Raw genomic sequence first — 1,147 nt, 5'->3', positions numbered from 1 at the left:
CCCGCAGGCGCCCGGCATGCCCACCCGGGCCCGCGTGGCCGGCGGCGTGCTGCCCGAGGCGCTGGTGGAGCCGCTGGGCCAGATGGCGCACCACGCCGAGGGCTTTCTGAACGCGCTGCGCGCCATCGCCAAGGCCCTGCGCGCCGAGATCCGCGACAAGCCCGACGAGGCGCGGCGCCTGTCCACGCTCTATGCCCAGGTCGGCGCGCTCGCGCCCCGGCTGGAAGGCGTGCACGCCACCGCGCAACTGCTGCTGCAGGACGCGCCCGAGGGCGCCGTGCCCGCCGCCAAATGGTTCACGCTGGAGGTGGAGGGCGACTTCATCGTCGTGAAGGCGCACGCCAGCCCCATCCTGCCGGGCAACACGCTGCGCCACCACCTGTGGTCGGCCGTGCGCGGGGCGGTGCTCACCTCGGCCACGCTGACGAGCTGCGGGCAGTTCGACTTCTTCCTGCGCGAGGCGGGGCTGTTCGGCGACGAGACCGTCACCACCCTGGAGGTGCCCAGCCCGTTCGACTACGCGCTGCAGGGCACGCTGATCGCCACCGAGACCGTGGCCGACCCGCGCGAGGCCCAGGCCTTCACCGCCGAGATGGTGGATGCGCTGCTGACCGACCTGGCCATGGTCGAGTCCGGCGCGCTGGTGCTCTTCACCTCGCGCGACCAGATGCGCCAGGCCGTCGATGCGCTGCCCACCGCCATGCGCGGCAGCGTGCTGGTGCAGACCGCGCTGCCCCGCACCCAGCTGCTGGCGCGCCACCGCGAGCGCGTGGCAAGCGGCGAGCCGTCCATCATCTTCGGCATGCAGTCGTTCGGCGAGGGGCTGGACCTGCCGGGCGCGCTGTGCGAATCGCTGTTCATCACCAAGCTGCCGTTCGCGCCGCCCGACGACCCGGTGGGCGAGTCGCGCGCCGAATGGCTGCGGGCGGCGGGGCGCGACCCGTTCAGCGAACTGGTGGTGCCGGCCACGGCCATCCGCCTGGCGCAGTGGGTGGGCCGCGCGATCCGCACGGAGGAAGACCGCGCCCACGTGTACTGCTACGACAAGCGGCTGGTGCGCACGTCGTACGGGCAGCGGCTGCTGAAGGGGTTGCCGCCCTTCGCGCTGGAGCGGCGCCCGGCGGCCTGAGCCCGGCCCGCAGGCCCG

At 74.0% G+C, this 1,147-nt stretch carries 1 protein-coding gene; it reads left to right on the top strand.

The annotated features are described in order from the left end of the window. Positions 1-1,129: helicase C-terminal domain-containing protein (locus tag AC27IO_RS24605; protein ID WP_498741261.1), on the top strand; the 1,129-nt coding region annotated here is incomplete at its 5' end. Positions 1,130-1,147: the final 18 nt, after the last annotated feature.

The organism is Acidovorax sp. KNOB132 (assembly GCF_057541515.1).
The sequence above is the reverse complement of the archived record's forward strand: the minus strand, read 5'-3'. Positions and strand labels throughout refer to the sequence as shown.